Consider the following 22,827-nt stretch of genomic DNA (forward strand, 5'->3'; position numbering starts at 1 on the left):
ATAACATTGGTTCTCTAGGATGGCGTTGCTCAGCCCACTTTTATTGGCAAGCACCATATTTATGGCGGGGGTTGAAAACCCTGTCTATTTGGCAAAGTTTGATAATAAACAACAAGAAATACAAACACGTATTAGTTTTCATCATGCATTGTTGACGGATGAAAAAAATGGCATTTTACTGCAACTAACAAACGATGAAGTGCTCAAGCTACAAAGTAAAGGCATTACATTGAGCGCAGCTGATGATGTGTGGCAGCGAAAAGCGAAAGAACTGAGTTACCAGCAAACCTCTTTAAACGTTCAACAAACCGGAATCCCGGGTTTTCCATGTTATAGCACCGTCGAAGAAACATTTACACAGATGCAAATATTGTTTGAACAATATCCAGACCTTACACAGTGGCAAGATATTGGCGACAGTTGGCAAAAAGAAAACGGTGGTGAAGGTTATGATCTCAAAGTCCTTAAAATTGGTAATAAAAATTTAGTTAATCCACCAGTATTGTTTATTCAAAGTGGCCTTCATGCCCGTGAGCTTGCGACAGCAGCACTAACATTAGATTTTGCGAAGTTGTTACTTGAAGATGCAAAAGTCGATGCTGATATTGCATGGATCCTTGAACGTCACCAAATTCATATCTTATTTCAAAGTAACCCAGATGGGCGTAAGATCGCCGAAAAAGGCTTTTTACACCGAAAAAACAAAAACGAAAATCATTGTGCGAATGGTAATGTCGGGGTTGATCTGAACCGTAATTATTCGTTTGGCTGGAATTCTGTTTCAGGTGGCTCAAGTGGCCAAGCTTGCCAAGAAACGTATCGAGGTCCGAGTGCAGGATCTGAACCTGAAGTTGCAGCGATAGAAAGTTATGTCAGAAGCCTTTACCCAGATGTGCGAGGCCCAAATGATAACGATGCAGCCCCCGATACAACACCTGGTTTGTATTTAGATATTCATAGTTATAGCCGTTTGATTTTATGGCCTTGGGGGCATACTAATGCACCGGCACCTAATCAGGCGGGTCTAGAAGCTTTGGGGAAAAAGTTAGCGTTTTTCAATAAATACATGCCGCAGCAGTCTATTGGTTTGTACGCGACCGATGGCACGTCTGATAATTTAGCCTATGGTGAGCTTGGGGTTGCGCATATTACTTTTGAACTTGGTACTGAGTTTTTCCAATCGTGCAGTTATTACGACACAGTGTTAAAGCCAGATAATATAGAAGCCTTATTATACGCAGCTAAGGTGGTTGAAGCGCCTTATTTATTGAGTCAAGGGCCTGATATTGAATCAATCGAAGGGCTAAGTGCAGAAAACGGTTTAATTCGTATCCAAGCTCGGGCGACAGAAACACGTTTTAGTCAGTTAAATGGAAACTTAAACACTGATAATATTTCAGAGGTGCGGTTTAGTCTAAATGCCTATCCTGAGATTGGAAATTCGCAACTTGCTGAAATCAGCGATGGTAATGCTGATTCACCTACTGAAAATGCCATCATCAGTTTTAATGAGTCAGATTTAATCGATGGGCAAGTGACCGTTTATGTGCAGGCGAAGGACGAAACAGGGCAAGTTGGGCCTGTTTCCGCGTTTAAAGTTGATACGCGTTTGCCAGAATTAAGTGCATCAGTTGAGTGTTTGGGGGCGAAATGTGAATTTAAATCAGGTAATTCGCTCGGCGGCTTTTCATATTTATGGCAATTAAGTGATGATGACAGCCGCAATGAAGCTGAGTTTTTGGCTGTTATGCCTCAGATTGGTGTAAATAAAGTTACGTATCAATTAACCAATCAATTTGGTATCACGCAAAGCAAGGAGCTTGATGTTCAAGTTGATGAATTATTTGAGCCTGTAGCTGATTACAGTGAGTCGTGTCAGGAGTATGTTTGTCAATTCGATGGTTCACTTAGCAACGATGACGATAGCTTAGGGTTAAGATACGAATGGAAAGTAAACGCTAAAGTTGTATCGGATGCTGAAGTGTTAAGCTATGACTTTGCCCAAGCGGGCACTTATGACGTACGACTAAAAGTTACAGATGAACATGGTCAAATTGCAGAAAAAGAAACACAAGTTGTATTAACTGCCCCTGTGGTGATTGAGCCGCCTGTCGTTGTGGAGCCTGCAGAGAAAAAATCAGGGGGTACCTTTGGTTGGTTAGTTCTTGGCTTTTTGACTCTGTTAACCCGTTTACGGAAAGTAGTTTAATGGGTGCTAATTAAAAAAGGTCTGCATTTGCAGACCTTTTTTGTCGTTTTAAGACTCTTGTAATACTTCAGCTGGGCCTGCTTCAGTGATTTTAGCAAAGGGCTGCCCCATTCTAGTCACTGTTTCAGCGACTTCAGAAGGTAAGAATTCAGCAACATTTTGTGGCCATGCCAAAATAACGGTTGAACCGAGTTTAAAGCGGCCCATCTCTTCACCTTTTTCCAAGGTGATTTTCTCAGGGCCTGTTGTTGGGTAATCCCAGCTAAATACTTGTTTTGCAGCTGGTGGGGTGACTGTGCCAGCCCAAACTGTTTCAATGCTGGCTACAATCGTTGCTCCAACGAGTACCATAGCGAGTGGACCTATCTCGGTTTCAAATATAGCAACCACTCGTTCATTTCGGGCAAATAAATTAGGAACATTTTGCGCGGTTAGAGGATTTACAGAGAATAAATCACCTGGGACGTAGATCATTTTACTGAGGGTGCCAGCAATGGGCATGTGAATACGATGGTAATCTTTAGGCGCTAAATAAATAGTGGCAAATTTTCCACCTTGGAATGGGGTGGCGACATTTGCATCTCCACCTAGTAATGCTTCGAGGCTAAAGTCATGGCCTTTTGCTTGGATTAAACGATCATCTAAAATATCGCCCAACTGACTTATTTTACCATCTACAGGATGAGCGATAAGGTCACTCTCGGGAGTAATTTGACGCAAACCAGGTTTGAGAGGGCGAGTAAAAAATTGATTAAAGCTCTTGTAAGCCGATGGGCTTTCTTGCTCAGCTTCAGACATATCAATTTTATATTGTTTAATAAATGCTTTGATTAATGCAGTGGTGACAAAACCAGCTTCTGCCGCAGCTAATTTCCCTACAACACGTGATACTAAGTGCTTAGGCATGGCATACTGCATGGCTATTTTAAATTTATCTAAACTCACGTCGTTCATTCCAAATGAAATTTTTTTAATTCTAGCGAAAAACAAACGCTAGACCAATGTATTTTAGACTCGCGGATTACGAGCGCCGGCGCGGCCATCTTCCATGGATAATAAAATTCGATGGTAGCTATCAAAGCGTAGCTCACTGATATGCTCGTTCTCGAGGGCTTCTACCAAGAGGCAACCAGGATCATTGAGGTGTTTACAGTCGCGAAATTTGCATCCTCCTAAAAACTCTCGAAACTCTTTAAAGCACCAAGTGACTCGATCTGGTTCTAAGTGCCATAAACCAAATTCACGGATCCCCGGAGAGTCAATTAAATTTCCGCCACTGGGTAAATGGTGCAAACGAGAAACGGTAGTGGTGTGTTGGCCAAGTCCACTGTTTTGCGACACATCTTGGGTAAGGATTTGGCTTTCTGGTAATAAGCTGTTCACTAAAGTGGATTTGCCAACACCACTTTGACCAACAAAAATACTGTTTTTATCGACCAGTATTTTTTTTAGTTCAGCAATTCCTTGTTCTGTTTTCGTACTAATTAGGTGTACTTGGTAACCGATATCTCGATAAATATCGAGCACAGAGTTAATGTAAGCTAATGACTCATCATCCAGTAAATCTGTTTTATTCAGAATCAACACTGGCTCAATGCCCATGTCTTCACAGGCTACGAGATAACGGTCAATGATATTAGGCGTAAATTCTGGAAGCACAGCTGACACCATTAAAATTTGGTCGATATTGGCAGCAACCACTTTCACACCATCATAAAAGTCTGGACGAGTCAGTTGGCTAGTGCGCTCTTCAACTGCTTCAATGACACCTGCTAAATCACCCGAACTCACTTTTGCACGACGGAAAATAACACGATCACCACAAACAATATTGCTTACGGTACGACGAATATTGCAACGCAACACTTCTCCACTGGTAGTTTCAATGTCTGCATGCTGACCAAAACGACTGATAACTAGCGCATTTTCAGTGTCACCTAAATTATCGTTTTGCCATGAAATATCGTTGTTCGGCGCTTTATGTTTTGCTGTATTTAAGCGCTTTTCATGGTTAGCCTGAATCCGGCGGGATTGGCCTTTACTTAGTTTCTTTCGTTTTGTCACTTTTCGCCTATAACTTAAATAAATGGTTTGCTTTTAAAAAAAGCGTTTTATCCATGCTCGAAGCGTAATATGATATATGTAATTGCATTAAATCGAAAGGAAAGCACCGCTAAGGTAATTTATGTCTTTTCATGAATCAAATTTGATTTGGCTAGACCTCGAAATGACGGGTTTAGAACCAAAAACAGACAAAATACTTGAGATCGCGACGATTGTTACGGATTGTGATTTAAATATATTAGCTGAAGGGCCTGTGATTGCGATTCATCAATCTGATGAATTACTCGATGGTATGGATGAGTGGTGTGTGAATCAGCATGGGCAATCAGGTTTGACAGAACGTTGTCGCCAAAGTGCTTTTGATGAGCAATATGCAATCAATGAAACGATTAAGTTTTTAGAAAAGTGGGTGCCTAAAGGGGCATCGCCGATGTGTGGTAATTCCATCGGACAAGATCGTCGTTTTTTAAATGCGTATATGCCTGTTCTTGAAGATTATTTCCATTATAGAAATTTGGATATTAGTACAATTAAAGAGTTGGCAAGACGCTGGAAGCCAGATGTTTTGAAGAAAGTAAAAAAGAAAGGTGTGCATTTAGCTCTTGAAGATATCCATGAGTCGATTGCGGAATTGAAGGTTTATCGTACAGAATTTTTTAACCTCTAATTTTTTACTAAAAAAATGCTTGCAAAGCAGCATCTTTATTGTAAAATCTCGCCCCGCTTAGGATAACAAGCCTTCGGGGCGTTTTTGTGAGCAAAATAAATCCATCAATACCAAATGTCGGGTTTATCGAGTACTAACTCAGTTGCCGGATTGTTAGGCGCAACCTCAAGGTTGTGTTCCAACGTTCAAGTTACTGATTATTTATGAAGCGGCACTAGCTCAGTTGCCAGAGTGTTAGTCGCAACCTCAAGGTTGTGTTCCAACGGTCAAGTTACTGACTATTTTATGAAGCGGCACTAGCTCAGTTGCCGGAGTGTTAGACGCAACCTCAAGGTTGTGTTCCAACGGTCAAGTTACTGACTATTTTATGAAGCGGCACTAGCTCAGTTGGTAGAGCGCAACCTTGCCAAGGTTGAGGTCACGAGTTCGAGCCTCGTGTGCCGCTCCAAATTCTCTGTAAGAATTAAAATTACTATTTTAGATAAAAGGCACCAGCTCAGTTTCCGGAGTGTTAGACGCAACCTCAAGGCTGTGTTTTAACGGTCAAGTTACTGACTATTTATGAAGCGGCACTAGCTCAGTTGCCGGAGTGTTAGTCGCAACCTCAAGGTTGTGTTCCAACGGTCAAGTTACTGACTATTTATGAAGCGGCACTAGCTCAGTTGGTAGAGCGCAACCTTGCCAAGGTTGAGGTCACGAGTTCGAGCCTCGTGTGCCGCTCCAAATTCTCTGTAAGAATTAAAATTACTATAGTGTGAAGCGGCACTAGCTCAGTTGGTAGAGCGCAACCTTGCCAAGGTTGAGGTCACGAGTTCGAGCCTCGTGTGCCGCTCCAAATTTCCTCTATGATTTACTCATCCGATTTATACGCTTAATTTTCTTTTTCAAATCTATACTTACTGTAATCCATCTTTAATATTTGTCTCTTATGAGCATTAATAACCCTTGTAAAAATAACTGCTGTTTAGATCCCTGTGATATCTGCCTAGGCTGTTTCAGGACACTCAATGAAATTTTAGCTTGGCGAGCCATGAGTGATCAGGAAAAACAAGCTACGCTAATATTATGCAATCAGCGAGAAGCGGAACGAAGCGGGTATGTTAAAAAGGATATTGATCGTCGATAACTCCAGCGTGTTAGCGATGAGAGTCAAAGCATTGTTAGAATTGATCGGCTGCGAAGTTGTGTTATGTCACTTTAGTGAAGTTGAAAAAATTTTATTAGAGCAATCTTTTGAGATGATTGCTATTGCCCATGGAATCCCGATTACATTAATCAGCCAAATTAAACCATTTTTAACTGCAATACCGACTTTACTAATAGCTCCAAACAGCCAAGGTGGGACAGTTCTTGACTCATTTTCTGATATTTATCGTCTTTTGCCTGAATCTCAAGTGATCTATCCCTTTTATGATAATAAAGAGTTGATCGGTATTTTAGAGAGTCAGTTAATGATGAATGAAGAGGAAGTTGAAATTATACTCCCTCAAATATTATTGGTTGACAGTGAGTTAGATAAGTTAACCGAGCTCGAGAATGCGTTGAAAGGCGCACATATCAATGTTGTAACAGCGACCTCGCTAGCTGAAGCGATTGAGCAATCAATTGCATTTAAAATAGATATATTAATTTCTGATTTTAATTTGCCGCGCTGCAGCGGAATCGACGTTTATCGCAAAGTTAAAGGGATAAACCCTGATTGTCGCTGTTTATTGATTACTTCGCAACCTTTGCAAAGTACCTTGATTGAAGCTATTCGGATTGGCGTTGATGATGTTTTAGAAAAGCCACTTGATCAGAGTTTATTACTTCAATCCGTGCACAAAATGTGGCAAACAGAATTGTTAAAGCGGAACAATTCTGAGCTGGTTGAACGACTCCAAGATACAGTTGATGCCCTAATTGAAAAAGATAGCTTATTGCGTGTTATTTATAAAAATACGCCAGATGGCATTATTTTATTCCAAAAATCAGGAGTTATTTTAGAGGCGAATGACTCGTGTAGCTATTTATTCTCTGTAGCTCGAGATCGTCTTGTCGGACATTCAATCTATGAATTGATTGATCAGGAATCAGTTAATGAAATTAAAGATGCTATTGCAATGGCGATGTATAATAAGCAATTTCATTGTGATCTCAGCGTCGCAAATACTTTAGGTCAAATTATTCCTCTAGCAGGATCTTTCAGTGAAATAGACTTTCATGGCGAATCTGCATATGCAGCGGTACTCAAAGATGTCTCACATTTAAAACATAAAGAGGATTTGTTGCGTGAAGCAAAAGCTTTACTTGAGCACAAGGTGCAAAGTCGAACTGCTGAGCTGCAGGCTGCGAAAGAACAAGCAGAAATGGCCAATCAAAGTAAGTCTGAATTTTTAGCTAATATGTCTCATGAATTAAGAACGCCAATGCATTCTATTTTGAGTTTTTCTCAGTTTGGTTTGGAGAAACTATCGAAAGAGCCCATTCCAGTCGATAAACTAGAAAAGTACTTGTCACGTATAGAGACAAGTGGGCAACGTTTGCTGTCTTTACTTAATAATTTGCTCGATTTATCAAAACTGGATGCAGGTCAATTCCCTTTCAATCCGAGTAAACAAGAAATCCAGAGTATTATCAGGACTGGTATCGAAGATGTCTCGGGGAGTGCTCTATCGAAAAATATTCACATTACATTATCCGAAGGTGATTTTTCACCATGTCATTTATATTGTGATGCGTCTCATATTAACCAGATAATTCGTAACTTGTTAGGTAATGCTATTAAATTTAGTGACGCCAATAGTGAGATCAATGTAATTCTCAGCAAGGATTCAGGTCATGTCCAGATACAAATTAAAGATAATGGTATTGGGATCCCTGACAGTGAGTTAGAACATATCTTTGATAAATTTGCTCAAAGCTCTACAACTAACAAAGGTGCAGGAGGAACAGGTTTGGGTTTGGCTATCTGTCGTGAATTTGTCAGCTTACACCATGGTAAAATTTGGGCTCAAAACAACCCCGATAAAGGAGCATCTATTTTTATATCACTGCCAATTAATGCAACAAAGCAGACATTAAGTAGTGAAATCTCAATGTCTTGACTACGCTTATAAAAGACTACGTGTTAAGAGCAAAAGGTAACAAAGGTTTTATTTTGTTAACTTGATTATTTTATACAAGGAACCTGTGGGGGAAGTATGTCAGAACACATAATTTTAGCAGTAGATGATGAGCCTTTTAATTTAGAGATTATTGAAGAAATTTTAGAGGATGATTACACACTGCATTTTGCATCTAGTGGACCAGATTGCTTAAATGTTGTGGAAGGTATTGCCCCCGAAGTCATTCTACTTGATGTGAGTATGCCTGACATGGATGGTTATGAGGTTTGTCGGCAGCTTAAAAGTAACCCTGCTACAGCTGACATTATGGTGATGTTTGTATCAGCAAGGGGAACCATTGAGGAACGAATTGAAGGTTATAATGTTGGTGCTGAAGATTATATTGTTAAGCCATTCGCAAAAGAAGAAATAAAAGCCAAACTCAATTCATTATTCAAGGTGATTGAAGAACGGAAGCAATTAGAGCGTCAAGTTGAAGATGCAACAGAAACCGCATTTAATGCCATGACCAATAGCAGTGAAATGGGCAATATTGTCCAATATATTGAGAATATTGGTACACTTGACGATCCTGCTGATTTAGCTAAAGCGCTAATTCAATGCATAAAAGGGTTTTCACTTAAGTCATGTGTTGCTTTTCGTTATAACGATAAAGTCACTCACTTTAGTTCTGAGGGAGCTTGCTCTCCCATGGTAATAGAGTTATTTGAATTACTCTACTGTAAAGGGCGCTTGTACGAGTTCCCTCCAAGGATTTTAGTTAATTATCCAAAAATCAGTTTGTTAATCTTGAATCTTCCGATAGATGATCAAGAAAAGTTAGGTCGAATTCGTGATCATATCTGTTTTATTGTCAGTGTTACTGAGCAACAACTGGACGCAATTTTAACAAAACGCAAATTACAGTACCAGAAAATGCAGTTGCAGCGGGCGTTTTCTCTTGTGCGTGATAAATTTGAAGATTTGGTGGGAGTATTGAATCTCAGTCACGAAATGAATGAAGCGATATTTAGAGATTTGCAGAATGAATTTGAAATGCGGATCCCGCACATGGGGCTTGACGACGATCAAGAGCAATACATATATAAAAAAGTCGATGATACTATTTTGCGATCAGTCGCACGAGAAGACCTATTGACCGATGTTAAGCGTGCCTTTTTCGATATTGAACAAGATTTACATCAGATGCTCGAATAACATTTCTTTATGCATCTCTTGGTAAGCCTTTTTCAATGGCAATAATCAAACGTTGTGTTTTTTTATTTTTTTCACGCTTCTTTAACTGTTCTGAAATAGCCCAGTCAATATGCTCACTTACTAGTGCGGAGGCGTCGGGCTTTGCTTTTTTTAGCACTGTAATAATGTGTTCACTGAAGGATGCATTACCTAAACCTACAGCAATATTTCTTAACCAACGTTGATGACCAATTCTGCGAATGGCACTGCCTTCAGTATTTTTTAAGAATGTGGCTTCATCCCATAAGAAGAGCTCTACTAATTCTTTATCCTTTAATTGCTTGCGGGCATGAAAATCATCTTCAGCGGTGAGTTGGCCGTAACGATTCCACGGACAAATGAGTTGGCAATCGTCACAGCCATAAATACGATTGCCGATTAAAGGGCGAAACTCGGTGGGAATGGCTCCTTGTAGTTCTATAGTGAGATAGGAAATACACCTTCTCGCATCGACAACATAAGGTTCTACAATTGCATTTGTTGGGCATAATTTTATGCATGCGACGCAACTGCCACATTTTTCTTCAACTGGCTCATCTATAGGCAAAGGTAAATCGACAAATAATTCGCCTAAAAAAAACCACGAACCGGCTTCTTGATTTAGGATTAAGGTGTGTTTTCCTGTCCAGCCTAGACCTGACTTTTCTGCTAACTGTCTTTCTAAAACTGGGGCTGAGTCAACGAAGGGACGAAAGCCAAACTGACCGACCTGCTGTTCGATCCGTTCACCGAGTTTTTTGAGGCGATTTCGAATGAGTTTATGATAGTCGCGTCCCAAGGCGTAGCGGCTGATATAGGCTTTATCAGTATTTTTGAGGTTTTTTGCAAAACTAGCATCCGGTGGGAGGTAGTTCATTCGCACACAGATCACCCGTTGTGTTCCTGGTACAAGTTCTGCTGGTCGGGCGCGTTTCATTCCGTGCGCGGCCATGTAATCCATTTCACCATGGTAACCGAGCGCCAACCAACGTTTCAGTTGGCTTTCATGTTCGCTCAGATCAATATCGCTGATCGCAACTTGATCAAAGCCAAGCTCAACGCCCCATTGCTTAATTTGTAAGGCTAGTTCAGGATAGTTAATATTAGGTGCAGTCACAGATGAGCCATATGAAAAAAATGTACACAGACAATTTACCACAAGTAGCCTATTCAGCGGAACAAGTTCAACTGAATGAGTCTCGTGTTGCGCTCGCATGTGGCATTGAAATGTTTGATTTGATGCAGCAGGCTGGAAAAGCGGTCTATCAAGTTATCTGTGATTTTTATCCCACAGCTTCGCGAATTTTGATTTTTACAGGCGCGGGTAATAATGCTGGTGATGGGTATATTATTGCTAATTTGGCTCTGATGGAGGGCTGCCAAGTAACCGTTGTGACATTAAAAAGCCCTGAGCACTTATCTGGGGATGCAAAGCGGGCGTTTGAATTATTTTCTTGCCATCAACAGGTAGCATTGAGCTGGGATGCTTTTATAAAAAGCGATACAGCGGACTATGACGTAATTGTAGATTCAATGTTGGGTACAGGGTTTGTTGGTGTGCTCGCAGAGCCATACAGTGAAGCTTGTGGCTGGATCAATCAGCAGAAATCTAAGCCGGTTGTTGCTGTTGACGTTCCTACAGGTGTTAATGCAAGTTCTAGTGCAGTATGTGAGCATGCGATATTGGCAAATTTTACCGTTAGTTTTATCGCGTTAAAACAAGGTTTATTGACTGGGTTGGCCAAAGTGCACGTTGGGGAGTTGATCTTTGCAGGTTTGGGGCTTGATTGTGCATTTTCAAATTTAGTACCCGCAGCGGTTACATTTAAAACACTTCCGACTCTAAAAAGATCTTTACCGAAAAGAAGCATCAATGCATATAAAAATCAGTTAGGCCATGTTTTGTGTATTGGTGGAAATATAGGAATGGCAGGTGCGATCCGTTTATCTGCTGAAGCAGCATTGCGCAGTGGCGCAGGGTTAGTAAGTGTTGTAACGCGTCCTGAAAATTGTAATCAAGTCCAGCAAGGTCGTTATGAGTTAATGGTTCATGGAGTACTCTCACCCAACGATTTAATCCCATTAATGGATAAAGCTTCAGTCATCATGTTAGGTCCAGGGTTAGGCAAAGATGAATGGTCCTTAGGCTTGTTAGATTGGGTACTGAGTAAAGCCCTTGTGCCACTAGTGATTGATGCGGATGGGTTAAATTTACTTGCATCAAAGGCGTCTATTTCGTTACCAAAAGGCTCAGTATTAACGCCTCATCAAGGCGAAATGACACGCTTATTAGAGTCGGTCTCTCATCAAGTAAATGAAGACCGTTTTGAGAGTGTTCGAACATTGGCGATGATCTATCAATCTGTTGCTTTACTAAAAGGGCCTGGAACGCTCATTTGCGAAAATGATTGTATAAATATTAATCGAACAGGTTCAGCCGCTTTAGCCAGTGCTGGGATGGGTGATGTGTTATCTGGTATTATTGCCGGGTTAATGGCACAAAGTATGAGTGCGTTTGATGCAACTCAGTTAGCAGTTGCAATCCATGGGGCTGCAGCTCAAAATATTGAACATTTAGGTGCGCGTGGTTTGTTGGCGAGTGACTTATTTCCTGAGATTAGGCGCCTAGTTGGCTAAAGAGATGAACATGAAAAAATTTGAATGCGACTTGGCAAATGAAGAAGCAACTGTTGCAATGGGTGCAAGACTTTCCACTGTATTAGGTGAAGGGGCTGTGGTCTTTTTACATGGAGACTTAGGTGCTGGTAAGACGACATTGACCCGGGGGATTGTTCAAGGGTTTGGTCATCAGGGAAAGGTTAAAAGCCCAACTTACACAATTGTTGAACCCTACGAGCTTGCACACCATAACATTTACCACTTTGATTTGTATCGATTAGCTGATCCTGAAGAGCTTGAGTTTATGGGGATCCGTGATTATTTTGCCAATTCTGCAATTTGTTTAATCGAGTGGCCTGAAAAAGGCGGGCTGTTGTTAGCTAAGCCTGATTTAGATATCACACTTGAGTATGTTGATGAACAACGAAAAATCAGTATTATGGGAAGTACAGAGAAAGGTCAGTCCATTGTTGCTAAACTTGAAATACATGCAAATTAATATACTTAAAACGCTTATTTTGTGCCTTTGTGTGCTGTTAGTTAGCAGCTTTACAGCATATGCCGCAAAACAAAACGAAATTACGAGCGTTCGTGTTTGGCCCTCTCCACAAAGCACCCGAGTGGTGTTCGACCTTCAAGAAAAGCCTGATTATAGCTATTTCATGCTCAAAAACCCGTTACGCTTAGTCGTTGATTTTAAAGAAACAAAACAAGACCAAGTATTGCCTCAAGTATCAGGTCAGCACTCGGTGATTTCGAAAATTAGGTATAGCAAACCAAAGAAAAAGGGCTGGGTGCGAATTGTTTTAGAGTTGAACCAGTCAGTTAAGCCTGTTTTATTTGCTTTAGCTCCAACTGAGCCCTACAGCGATAGGTTGGTTATTGATTTATATGGAAAAAATCCAGAGAAAAAAACAACTCCTGCTGTGGCGAAAAATCGTGATATCAGTGGCGATCGTGACATTGTTATTGCTGTTGTTGCAGGGCATGGTGGTGAGGACCCTGGTTCTATTGGTCCATCAGGCACTTATGAAAAAACGATTACATTACAAATAGCTAAACGACTGGGGGCGTTGATTGATCAGCAACCTGGTATGAAAGCTGTTTTACCGCGTACCGGTGATTATTATGTAAAACTTAACACGCGTTCGGAGCGGGCAAGGCAGCATAAAGCAGACTTTTTAATCTCGATACATGCTGATGCATTTGTGACACCTAAGCCAAGTGGCGCGTCCGTGTTTGTGTTGTCTTTACGGCGAGCTAATACAGAAACAGCTCGATGGATCGAAGATAGCGAAAAGCAATCTGAGCTACTCGGTGGGGCGGCAGATGTGATTAAAGACACTAAAAATGAAAAATACTTAGCGCAAGCCTTACTAGATATGTCTATGGATCATTCTATGAGAACAGGGATGCAAGTGGCAGATGAAGTGGCAAAAGAGCTTGGTAAAGTAACCAAAATGCATAAAAAGAGACCTCAAGCGGCCAGTCTTGCCGTCCTAAAGTCACCCGATATTCCATCAATTTTGGTTGAGACAGGTTTTATATCAAATCCCCATGAAGAGCGATTATTAAAGACTCGGGAACACCAAGATAAGTTAGCAAAAGCGGTATTTATAGCTGTTCGCTCTCATTTTGAGAAAAATCCGCCAGACGATTCATTATTTGCCAAGTTAAAAGCGCAAAAGCCAAAAGAAAATAGCATTCACAAGGTTCGATCGGGTGAGTCATTAAGTGTATTGGCAAGTCAATACGGCGTGTCTGTTGCACAAATTAAGCAAGCGAATAACTTAAAGAGCAACAGACTGCTAATCGGGCAAACACTCACTATTCCAAGAAGCTAAGTTACATAAATGAGCATTCAAATATTACCAGCGCGTTTGGCTAACCAAATAGCAGCAGGTGAAGTGGTGGAACGACCCGCATCTGTTGTCAAAGAGTTAGTTGAAAATAGCTTAGATGCAGGTGCGACGAGGATCCAAGTAGATATCGAACGGGGTGGGCACAAACTTATTCGTATTCGCGATAATGGCTCGGGCATTGATAAAGGCGAATTGACGCTGGCATTATCTCGTCATGCGACGAGTAAATTAAAAACTTTAGATGATCTTGAAAATATTTGCTCGTTAGGGTTTAGAGGTGAAGCGTTGGCTTCAATCAGCTCCGTATCTCGTTTAAGTTTAAGCTCAAAACCAGCATATCAAGAAGATGCTTGGCAAGCTCAAGCCGAAGGGCGAGATATGGCGGTGACGATTAAACCAATTGCTCATCCAACGGGTACTACTATAGAAGTTGTTGATCTCTTTTTTAACACTCCGGCGCGACGTAAATTTTTACGAACAGAAAAAACTGAGTTTAATCATATTGATGAGCTTTTGAAACGCATTGCGCTTAGTCGTTTTGATGTCTCTATTAGCTTGAAGCACAATGGTAAAATGGTTCGTCAGTACCGCCCTGTTTTGAACGAAGGCGATAAAATAAAGCGGGTATCACAAGTTGCAGGAAAAGACTTTTTGGCACACGCTGCTTTTTTAGAGTCTGGAGACGAGCAATTAAATATCCAAGGTTGGATTTTACCTTCTGGAATGGCAATAGAGCCACAATATACATATGTAAATGGACGAATGATGCGTGACAAGCTTATCTTGCACGCAATTCGACAAGCTTTTGAAGAGGTGTGCCCGAGCCAGCCTATTCCAGCTTTTGTTCTTTATTTAACTATCGATCCCCGTCAAGTAGATGTGAATGTGCACCCAGCGAAACATGAAGTGCGTTTTCATCAAGCAAGGTTAATTCATGACTTTATTTTGCAAGCTGTTAAACAGGCAGCAGAACCTTCGGCCGCTGAGCTAACGAGTTATTTATCTGATACGACAAGGGTTGAGCTTTCTCATGATAATTATGCTGAGTTTGCATTGGGCGCAAACCGGCAGCCTGAGCGTGATATGGCCAGTCAAGGCTCCTATCAACCTCGCGCGCAAGCAAGTGGTGGGTATCAACCGAGAAGTATCTCTCAAGATGCAAATGTGCAGCACCATAATGCGAATGCATTTTATCAGGGTGTTGCTGAGCAGCGAGCGCAGCACTTTGATCAACCTTCGATTGGAGAAGCTGAAAGTTCAAATGAGTCAATTTATACAAGTAAAGAAGTTCAATATTTAACTCTCGATGATGGCTCGTGCATTTTGAAGAATCAAGGCGGCGTGTATCTTTCTCATTTTCGCTACATTTTGCCCGAATTTTGGCTAGGTGAGCTGGCACAAGAAGGGCAACTAGACACTAAACCGCTACTACTCCCAGTTCGGGTTAGTGTGACAGAAGAAAGTGGGGAACTGTTAGCGGAAAACTTATCTTGGTTAACGATATTAGGCTATGAACTGATCGTTAACCATAACTATGTGATGATTAAACAATTACCGCCCTGCGTATATTCTGTGGATGTTAACCAAGTCGTCGATAAACTTATTCTTATTTGCCAAGATAAATTAACAAATATTGAACAGTGGTTAACGTGGCAAGCAAAGTGGTGTCACCCGCGGTTCTTTAATAAGCAACAAAATACTGCCTTATACCAATTTCTTATTAATAAACCTCAAATGAACGCGCTTCTTTTTGAAAAAGCCGTTAAAATAGATCTTACTGATTTTATAGAGCAATTAGAGCGGAATAGCATCACTTGAAGCGTTTACCGGTAATTTTTTTAATGGGCCCAACGGCCGCAGGAAAAACTGATTTAGCTATCAGCTTATGTCAGCACTTAAATACTGAAATTATCAGTGTTGATTCTGCGTTGATTTACCGTAACATGGATATAGGGACAGCTAAACCGACTCAGCAAGAGCTTACTTTAGCGCCACATCGTTTAATTAATATTTTAGATGCTAAAGAAAGTTATTCCGTGGCTGATTTTAGGCAAGATGCACTGGCTCATATAAATGAGTTACATCAGCAAGGAAAAATCCCAGTGTTGGTGGGTGGTACTATGATGTACTTCAAAGCACTATTAGAAGGCATTTCGCCATTGCCAGAAGCCGACCCTAAAATTAGAGAACAGCTTGAAAAAGAGGCTTTGCTGGATGGTTGGCCGGCGTTGCATCAGCAGTTAAAAAAAGTCGATCCGGTTGCGGCTGAACGTATTAAAGAAAATGATTCGCAGCGTATTAATCGTGCATTAGAAGTGTATCGTATAACGGGCACAGCCATGACTGAACTGCAAAAAGTAAAGTCAGAACCTTTGCCTTTTGAAGTCATACAATTTGCGATAGCACCGACAGAACGCAGCGTATTACATCAGCGAATTGAAAAAAGATTTAAAATAATGCTCGAACAGGGTTTTGAATCAGAGGTGAAGGCCTTATATCAAAGAGGTGACTTATCCACCGCTTTGCCTTCAATTCGTTGTGTTGGTTATCGTCAAATGTGGGATTACCTAGACGGTTTAGTTGAGTACGATGAAATGGTATTTCGTGGCATCGCAGCGACCCGTCAATTAGCAAAAAGACAGCTAACTTGGTTACGTAGTTGGCAAGAGGTTACTTGGCTTGAGTCTGGGGCTGAAGAAAACTTGCAACGTGTGTTAAGTTCGCTAAGCTAATAAAGAGATTGTAGTAAAACTAGTTGAAATCTTTACAGATTAATAATTATATAAAAACACCTAAATCGAAGGAAAATAACAATGGCAAAGGGCCAATCTCTACAAGACCCATTTTTGAATGCGCTTCGTCGCGAGCGTATTCCAGTCTCAATTTACTTAGTTAATGGTATTAAATTACAAGGTAAAATTCAGTCTTTTGATCAGTTTGTAATTTTACTTGAAAATACTGTAAACCAAATGGTTTACAAACATGCCATCTCTACGGTTGTGCCAGCCCGAGCGATTAATTTCCACGCTCAACCTGAGGATGCAGCGTCAACTGATAATGAAGATGACGGCAATTTTTAATTTAGGAGCATAATGCTTGTTTGACCGTTATGAAGCTGGTGAACAGGCCGTCTTAGTCCATATAGAGTTCCCAAAAGAAGGAGATCGTGAAGATCTTCAAGAGCTCGAAATGTTAGTTTCTTCTGCAGGTGTAAGTAGTTTGGCGGTTGTGCAAGGCAGTCGTCAATCGCCTCATCCCAAGTTTTTTGTCGGAACGGGTAAAGCTGAAGAAATCGCTGAGATTGTCCAAATCCATCAAGCGGATGTTGTAATATTTAATCACGAACTTTCACCCTCTCAAGAACGAAATTTAGAGCGAATTTGTCAGTGTCGTGTACTCGATAGAACGACGCTAATTTTAGATATTTTTGCTCAACGAGCCCGAACTCATGAAGGTAAACTTCAAGTTGAATTGGCACAGTTACGCCATATTTCAACGCGTTTGATTCGGGGGTGGACTCATTTAGAGCGTCAGAAAGGTGGTATCGGCCTACGCGGGCCTGGTGAAACGCAACTTGAAACTGACCGTCGTTTGATTAGAGAAAAAATTAAAAGTATCTTAAAGCGTTTAGATAAAGTATCAAAGCAGCGCGAGCAAGGCCGAAGAGCTCGAAGTCGTAATGAAGTGCCGACGGTTTCGCTAGTCGGTTATACAAATGCAGGAAAATCAACTTTATTCAATAGAATAACTAATTCAGAAGTTTACGCTGCCGATCAGTTATTTGCTACATTAGATCCCACCCTTCGAAAAATTGATGTAGTGGATGTTGGCAAAGTGATTATGGCTGATACAGTAGGATTTATTCGTCATTTACCTCATGATTTGGTTGCTGCATTTAAAGCCACATTGGTTGAAACGCGAGAAGCTGATTTACAAATACATGTTATTGATGTTGCTGATGAGCGCAGAGAAGAAAATATCGATCAGGTCAATGATGTTTTGCATGAGATAGATGCTGACGAAGTACCGCAGTTATTGGTTTATAACAAAATTGACTTAGTTGAAGAACTCATTCCACGTATTGTCCGTAATGATGAAGGCTTGCCTGTAAGCGTTTGGTTATCAGCACAGTCAGGCCAAGGGTGTGAACTTCTTTTACAAGCTGTTAGTGAATGTTTAGCCGAAAAAATGTTAAAGTGCCGATTACGAGTCCCTGCTCGATTTGGTTCTTTACGGGGTGCCTTATATAAATTGAATTGTATCCATGATGAACAATATGATGATTTAGGTAACTGTTTATTACAAATCCGTTTACCGATGACGGATTGGAATCGTTTACTTAAAGATAATGGCACTGAAATAGAGAGCTTTATTATGACTGACTCACTATTATAATTTTAACGCATTTGGGTATGATAATGAGCGTTAGTTTGATAAGTTTAACTGAATTCATTTTAATAACAATGGAGTATGGCTATGGCCTGGAACGAGCCGGGTAACAATGGCAACGAGAAAGACCCTTGGAAAAATAAAGGGGGCAAAGATCAAGGTCCACCAGATTTAGATGAAGTTTTTCGTAAATATGGTGATAAATTCAATGGTTTATTCGGTGGTGGCAATAAGTCAGGCAGCTCAAACGGTAACTTAAGTGGTGCTGCAATTGGGTTTGTATTGATTATTGCGATTGTGGTGTGGGCATTAAGCGGTATTTATACTGTGAAGGAAGCTGAGCGAGGTGTCGTACTTCGTTTTGGTCAATTCCATGATGTTGCTTTACCTGGTTTACGTTGGAAAATGACGTTTATCGATCGCATTATACCAGTTGATGTTGAGGCGGTACGTTCTTTATCTGCATCGGGCTTTATGCTAACTGAAGACGAAAATGTCGTGAGTGTCGAGTTTGTTGTTCAATATAGAGTGACCGAGCCGCGTAATTACTTGTTTAGTGTAACGGATGCGGATCACAGCCTTCAGCAAGCCCTTGATAGTGCGCTTCGTTATGTGGTTGGTCATGCTCGCATGGATCAAATTTTAACTCGTGGGCGAGAAGTTATTCGTCAACAAACATGGGAAGAGCTTAATAAAATTATAGAGCCGTATAATTTAGGTCTTGTTCTGACTGATGTTAACTTTAAAGATGCTCGACCACCTCTTGAAGTCAAAGATGCATTTGATGATGCTATTGCTGCACAAGAAGATGAACAACGCTTTATTCGTGAAGCCGAAGCGTATGCCAGAGAGATCGAACCTCGTGCACGTGGTCAGGTAACGCGAATGACGCAAGAAGCTGAAGGTTATAAAGAACGTGTAACACTTGAAGCACAGGGTGAAATAGCTCGTTTTGAAAAGTTATTACCCCAGTATCAAGCTGCAAAAGAAGTCACTCGCAAACGTTTATATATTGAGGCGATGGAGTCTGTTTTAGGCAATAGCTCGAAGGTGCTAATTGATGTTGAAGGTGGCAATAACATGATGTACTTGCCGTTAGATAAAATCATGCAGCATACACAAAGCTCAACAAACACGCCTACGCAGTTGCCAAGTACAACGGATATTCAGAATTTGAGAACGCAAATGAATAACACGTTAGGCAATAGCCAAGTGAATAGCGCAATCGATCGTTTTAAGTCTGATCGCTATTCAAATGGGAGATAAGAATAGATGAAAAATTTTAGTTTAGTTTTATTATTTACTTTCGTTATTCTGTCTTTCTCTGCTGTTTTTGTGGTGTTTGAAGGTCAGCAAGCGATTGTACTTCAGTTTAGTAAAGTGAAAAAAGACAATGATGACTCGGCTGTAGTTTATGGTCCAGGTCTTCACTTCAAAATTCCTTTTATTGCTGAAGTGAGAAAATTAGATGCGCGTATTCAAACGTTGGATGGGGCACCGGATCGTTTTGTTACTAGTGAGAAAAAAGACTTAATCGTAGACTCATTTGTTAAATGGCGCATTAACGATTTTAGCTCTTTTTACTTAAGAACTCGTGGTGATTTGCAATACGCTGAAACTCTGTTGAAGCAAAAAGTAAATAATGGTTTGAGAACTAATTTTGGTTCAAGAACGATTAAAGAAATTGTTTCAGGTGAGCGCAGTGCATTGATGAAAGATGCGTTGATTCAAGCGTCTGAGAGTGCCAGCGAGTTAGGTATTGAAGTGCTTGATGTGCGAGTGAAGCAAATTAACTTACCTACAGAGGTCAGCAACTCAATTTATCAACGTATGCGTGCTGAGCGTACCGCGGTGGCCAAAGAGCATCGCTCAGAAGGTAAAGAAAAAGCAGAGACAATTCGCGCTGGTGTTGACCGTCGTGTCACTGTCTTACTCGCTGAAGCAGAGCGTAATGCACGAATTGTTCGTGGTGAAGGTGATGCTGAAGCTGCTAATATTTATGCCTCTGCGTACTCAAAAGATGCTGAGTTTTATAGTTTCTTACGTAGCTTAGATGCCTATAAAGCAACATTCAATAATAAGAATGATGTGATGGTGCTAGGCACTGAGAGTGAATTCTTCGATGCAATGAAGAGCACTAAGACTCAGTAATTATGCTTTTGATGAAAACCCCGCTTGTGCGGGGTTTTTTTTGCTTGTTTTAAAAACTAAACAGTGGCGGAATTTTTTGAGTATTGAGTATTGAGTATTGAGTATTGAGTATTGAGTATTGAGTATTGAGTATTGAGTATTGAGTATTGAGTATTGAGTGAGTGAATTTGTGATAGATGTCTCAAAGTACTTTTATGCCCTAAGAGGTTTTTATGCAAATTTGTTTAAGGTATAGATCAAAATAGCCTGATAAAAAGAAGTGACTTTTTTAAATCACCATTGAATCAATAGTTTTTGACACAAAGATGAAAAAAGCGCCAAAACAGGGTGATCTTTACCTATGATTTCTGGTAAAATCTGCCCCTAATTTTTTCTAAGTGAATTTACAATGGGTAAAAACGTCGTTGTATTAGGCACCCAATGGGGTGATGAAGGTAAAGGTAAGGTTGTAGACTTACTGACAGACAAAGCATCTTTGGTTGTTCGTTATCAAGGTGGTCACAATGCTGGTCATACATTGGTAATTAACGGTGAAAAAACAGTATTACATCTTATTCCGTCGGGTGTTTTACGCGATAACGTGAAATGTGTTATCGGTAATGGTGTTGTATTAGCACCTGATGCGTTAATGAAAGAAATTGGCATGCTTGAAGAGCGTGGCGTTCCAGTTCGTGAACGTTTGCTTATTAGTGAAGCATGTCCACTTATTCTTCCTTTCCATGTCGCGCTTGATGTTGCGCGTGAGAAAGCGCGTGGTGATAAGCCAATCGGCACGACTGGTCGTGGTATAGGCCCTGCGTACGAAGATAAAGTTGCGCGTCGAGGCTTACGTGTTGGTGACTTATTCAACCCTCAACAATTTTCTGACAAGCTTAAAGAAGTTTTGGAATACCACAACTTTACGCTTGAGCATTACTATAAAGTTGAGCCAGTTGATTTCCAAAAAACGTATGACGATGCGATGGCTGTCGCTGATATTCTAAAAGCCATGGTTGTTGATGTCACTGAGCTACTTGATCAAACGCGTCAAGCAGGCGAAAGTATTTTATTTGAAGGTGCGCAAGGTACATTACTTGACATCGATCACGGTACATATCCATATGTAACATCTTCAAATACAACTGCTGGTGGTGTGGCTACCGGTGCTGGTTTTGGTCCATTGCACCTAGACTATGTGTTAGGTATTGCGAAAGCTTACGCGACACGCGTTGGTTCTGGCCCATTCCCAACAGAGCTTTATGATGGTCTTGATAAACAAGACCCTGTTGGTAAGCATTTAGGTGATAAAGGGCGTGAGTTTGGCGCTACGACCGGTCGCTTACGTCGTACTGGTTGGTTTGATGCGGTTGCAATGCGCCGTGCGGTACAAATTAACAGTGTATCGGGTTTTTGTTTAACTAAGTTAGATGTTTTGGATGGCTTAGAAACAATTAAGATCTGTACAGGCTATCAATTAGAAGATGGCACAGTGACAAATGTGACTCCTTTAGCTGCAGAAGGCTACGAGAAAGTAACTCCTGTGTATGAAGAAATGCCAGGCTGGTCAGAAAACACATTTGGTGCAACGACTGTTGAGCAATTACCGAAAGCGGCCATTGACTACATCAAGCGAATTGAAGAAATCACAGGTGTTCCAGTTGATATTATTTCAACAGGCCCAGATCGTGTTGAAACGATGATTTTACGTAACCCATTTGGTGCATAATCACTAAACGGTTTTATGTGTAGAAAAAGCTGCCTTTTGGCAGCTTTTTTATTGCCGGTTATATTGTTAAAGCGTATGTATTCGCTTTTATCGGTTGAATGAGTCAAGCTTGAATGGTACATGTCGCAGGTTTGGCTTATTTCTTGAATAGTATTTAGTGTGCATGAATTGTGTAATCAATAAGACGTGAAACTGACTATGAAAAAAATTGCTTTATTATTTTGTTGCTTGTGGCCGATGTACGCCAAAGCAGCTGCGCCACTTGAAGCTGTTCAACTCTATACTCAAGATGAGTTGTTAGCATTGATCAAAAAGAATGCTCATTTAAGCCGTGTGAAATTGGATGAATGCCAATTAGTACAAGATATTGAAGCTCGAGCAATTAAAATGGGCATACCAGCGTATCAGTTTCTCTTTGGCGACATGCTTGCTTTTGGAGTCTGTATTGATAAAGATGCCGAGCGGGGTATTTATTATATGCGCTTGGCTGCCGAGCAAGGCTTAGCTGAAGCACTCGAACAAATGGGGCGTTATTATCATCTTGGCCGTTTTGTGCAGCGAGATTTAAACCAAGCCATCGTGTTTTTAAGGGAGGCCTCAGCACTTGGGAATTTAAATGCGCAATTGAGACTCGTCGACTTATTTAATCAAGGGGTGGGTAGCCCTGCAGATTACGAAGATGCTTATCGGTGGTTATTTCATTCAATTATTGCAGATAAAAAAGTGCATCAACAAGCTCAGACTGCACTGGCGTCACTAGCGCAAAAAATGCCGGCAAGTGTCATTGAGCGAGCGCGAAAGCCAATTTAGTGAGATTGAATCGCTGTAAAAATAATTTA

Annotated in this window: 19 protein-coding genes and 3 tRNA genes; 19 read left to right on the forward strand and 3 right to left on the reverse strand. The window is 40.8% G+C overall.

The features are described 5' to 3' along the window. Positions 1–19 precede the first annotated feature (19 nt). Positions 20–2,209, forward strand: coding sequence for a M14 family zinc carboxypeptidase (locus AC3KVK_RS02705; RefSeq protein WP_490310977.1), 2,190 nt, complete (start codon positions 20–22; stop codon positions 2,207–2,209). A 48-nt stretch (positions 2,210–2,257) separates the two neighbouring features. Here AC3KVK_RS02705 and asd read toward each other — a convergent pair whose 3' ends face one another. Then, positions 2,258–3,154, reverse strand: coding sequence for an archaetidylserine decarboxylase (gene asd, locus AC3KVK_RS02710; protein WP_490310976.1), 897 nt, complete (start codon positions 3,152–3,154; stop codon positions 2,258–2,260). 63 nt (positions 3,155–3,217) lie between these two features. Then, the gene (gene rsgA, locus AC3KVK_RS02715; RefSeq protein WP_490310975.1) at positions 3,218–4,273 is read right to left on the reverse strand and encodes a small ribosomal subunit biogenesis GTPase RsgA; all 1,056 of its coding nucleotides are present in this window, start codon (positions 4,271–4,273) and stop codon (positions 3,218–3,220) included. 121 nt (positions 4,274–4,394) lie between these two features. Between rsgA and orn the strand changes: the two genes are divergently transcribed. The 7 genes from orn (at position 4,395) to AC3KVK_RS02750 (ending at position 9,244) form a co-directional block, all read left to right on the forward strand. After that, complete coding sequence (gene orn / locus AC3KVK_RS02720; RefSeq protein ID WP_490310974.1) at positions 4,395–4,940, forward strand: oligoribonuclease; 546 nt, start codon at positions 4,395–4,397, stop codon at positions 4,938–4,940. Positions 4,941–5,312: 372 nt separating this feature from the next. After that, positions 5,313–5,388, forward strand: a tRNA-Gly gene (locus AC3KVK_RS02725). Between the two features lie 199 nt (positions 5,389–5,587). Beyond that, positions 5,588–5,663, forward strand: a tRNA-Gly gene (locus AC3KVK_RS02730). Between the two features lie 36 nt (positions 5,664–5,699). After that, positions 5,700–5,775, forward strand: a tRNA-Gly gene (locus tag AC3KVK_RS02735). 93 nt (positions 5,776–5,868) lie between these two features. Beyond that, entirely contained in the window at positions 5,869–6,066 is a 198-nt protein-coding gene (locus AC3KVK_RS02740) for a DUF1289 domain-containing protein (RefSeq protein ID WP_490310680.1), read from the forward strand. Then, the gene (locus AC3KVK_RS02745; protein ID WP_490310681.1) at positions 6,038–8,026 is read left to right on the forward strand and encodes a PAS domain-containing sensor histidine kinase; all 1,989 of its coding nucleotides are present in this window, start codon (positions 6,038–6,040) and stop codon (positions 8,024–8,026) included. Before AC3KVK_RS02740 ends, AC3KVK_RS02745 begins: the two co-directional genes overlap by 29 nt. 96 nt (positions 8,027–8,122) lie before the next feature. Then, complete coding sequence (locus AC3KVK_RS02750; RefSeq protein ID WP_490310682.1) at positions 8,123–9,244, forward strand: response regulator; 1,122 nt, start codon at positions 8,123–8,125, stop codon at positions 9,242–9,244. A 7-nt stretch (positions 9,245–9,251) separates the two neighbouring features. Here the strand turns inward: AC3KVK_RS02750 and queG are convergent, their stop codons facing one another. Then, positions 9,252–10,379: a tRNA epoxyqueuosine(34) reductase QueG gene (gene queG / locus AC3KVK_RS02755; RefSeq protein WP_490310683.1), complete on the reverse strand. Its 1,128-nt coding sequence runs from the start codon at positions 10,377–10,379 to the stop codon at positions 9,252–9,254. Between the two features lie 2 nt (positions 10,380–10,381). On the opposite strand from queG, the gene AC3KVK_RS02760 reads away from it, so the two are divergent. The 11 genes from AC3KVK_RS02760 to AC3KVK_RS02810 all read left to right on the forward strand — a co-directional run bounded on the left by AC3KVK_RS02760 (position 10,382) and on the right by AC3KVK_RS02810 (position 22,798). Then, positions 10,382–11,899 carry an NAD(P)H-hydrate dehydratase gene (locus tag AC3KVK_RS02760; RefSeq protein ID WP_490310684.1) on the forward strand — a complete coding sequence of 506 codons (1,518 nt, stop codon included), beginning with the start codon at positions 10,382–10,384 and terminating at the stop codon, positions 11,897–11,899. Between the two features lie 10 nt (positions 11,900–11,909). Beyond that, positions 11,910–12,380, forward strand: coding sequence for a tRNA (adenosine(37)-N6)-threonylcarbamoyltransferase complex ATPase subunit type 1 TsaE (gene tsaE / locus AC3KVK_RS02765; RefSeq protein ID WP_490310685.1), 471 nt, complete (start codon positions 11,910–11,912; stop codon positions 12,378–12,380). Next, positions 12,370–13,725, forward strand: a complete 1,356-nt coding sequence (locus tag AC3KVK_RS02770; protein ID WP_490310686.1) for an N-acetylmuramoyl-L-alanine amidase — start codon at positions 12,370–12,372, stop codon at positions 13,723–13,725. Before tsaE ends, AC3KVK_RS02770 begins: the two co-directional genes overlap by 11 nt. 9 nt (positions 13,726–13,734) lie before the next feature. Then, positions 13,735–15,561 carry a DNA mismatch repair endonuclease MutL gene (mutL, locus tag AC3KVK_RS02775; RefSeq protein WP_490310687.1) on the forward strand — a complete coding sequence of 609 codons (1,827 nt, stop codon included), beginning with the start codon at positions 13,735–13,737 and terminating at the stop codon, positions 15,559–15,561. Beyond that, positions 15,558–16,475: a tRNA (adenosine(37)-N6)-dimethylallyltransferase MiaA gene (miaA, locus tag AC3KVK_RS02780; protein ID WP_490310688.1), complete on the forward strand. Its 918-nt coding sequence runs from the start codon at positions 15,558–15,560 to the stop codon at positions 16,473–16,475. The genes mutL and miaA overlap by 4 nt, the downstream gene beginning before the upstream one ends. A gap of 81 nt (positions 16,476–16,556) precedes the next feature. Beyond that, a complete protein-coding gene (gene hfq, locus AC3KVK_RS02785; protein WP_490310689.1) occupies positions 16,557–16,823 on the forward strand; it encodes an RNA chaperone Hfq in 267 nt (88 codons plus the stop codon). Between the two features lie 16 nt (positions 16,824–16,839). After that, entirely contained in the window at positions 16,840–18,138 is a 1,299-nt protein-coding gene (gene hflX / locus AC3KVK_RS02790) for a ribosome rescue GTPase HflX (protein WP_490310690.1), read from the forward strand. A gap of 81 nt (positions 18,139–18,219) precedes the next feature. Next, entirely contained in the window at positions 18,220–19,398 is a 1,179-nt protein-coding gene (gene hflK, locus AC3KVK_RS02795) for an FtsH protease activity modulator HflK (protein ID WP_490310691.1), read from the forward strand. 6 nt (positions 19,399–19,404) lie between these two features. Next, positions 19,405–20,283 (forward strand): protease modulator HflC, encoded by an 879-nt coding sequence (gene hflC / locus AC3KVK_RS02800; protein ID WP_490310692.1) that lies wholly within the window; start codon positions 19,405–19,407, stop codon positions 20,281–20,283. A gap of 388 nt (positions 20,284–20,671) precedes the next feature. Continuing rightward, complete coding sequence (locus tag AC3KVK_RS02805) at positions 20,672–21,988, forward strand: adenylosuccinate synthase (protein WP_490310693.1); 1,317 nt, start codon at positions 20,672–20,674, stop codon at positions 21,986–21,988. 237 nt (positions 21,989–22,225) lie between these two features. Continuing rightward, entirely contained in the window at positions 22,226–22,798 is a 573-nt protein-coding gene (locus AC3KVK_RS02810) for a tetratricopeptide repeat protein (RefSeq protein WP_490310961.1), read from the forward strand. The last annotated feature ends 29 nt before the right edge of the window (positions 22,799–22,827 follow it).

The sequence above is a fragment of the Pseudoalteromonas sp. J2K-J979 genome (genome assembly GCF_058169715.2).